Origin of the sequence: Maricaulis virginensis, from assembly GCF_027922185.1 — a bacterium.
Classification (GTDB): Bacteria; Pseudomonadota; Alphaproteobacteria; order Caulobacterales; family Maricaulaceae; genus Maricaulis; species Maricaulis virginensis.
On the sequence record NZ_BSFE01000024.1, the window covers coordinates 1 to 553 of the forward strand.

The following is a 553-nucleotide window of genomic DNA, read 5'->3' on the forward strand; positions in this document are numbered from 1 at the left end:
ATTTTATCCCGTTTCTTGGTCACATAGCACTCTAGAACCTCGCCTTCATGGTCAACAGCCCGCCATAGATAATGTTGGACCCCGTTGATCTTCACGAAAACCTCGTCGAGATGCCACTGCCATTGCGTATGTTCGCGCAGACAAGCCGATCGTTTCGACCGGATTTGGTTTGCGAATATAGGACCAAACCGATCGACCCAAAGCCGAATGCTTTCGTGGCAGACGTCGATACCGCGCTCATGAAGCAAATCTTCGACGTTTCTGAGCGAGAGCGGGAAACTGACATACACCATCACGGCCAGCTGGATTACTTCGCGGGATGTTTTGAAATACCGGAACGGGTTCTGGGTCATGCGCAAACCCTATCACATCGCTTCAAGCGAAAGTTCCCCTGACAATGCCATCTCGAAAGCCGGACCCGTTTCAAAGCGATGCGTGATACATCACTCAGCGAGTGGCGTGATTTGATCGGCGTCTAATCGTGGGCCAATTTGTTAGAAATGCGGCTGTCGCCGTTTAAGCTGACAATACCCAACTCAATGCTACTTATCGC

1 protein-coding gene is annotated in these 553 nt (G+C 50.8%); it reads right to left on the bottom strand.

The annotated features are described in order from the left end of the window. Positions 1-353 (bottom strand): DDE-type integrase/transposase/recombinase (locus PKE71_RS17555; RefSeq protein ID WP_271188318.1); only part of this gene is annotated, 353 nt, incomplete at its 3' end. Positions 354-553 lie beyond the last annotated feature (200 nt).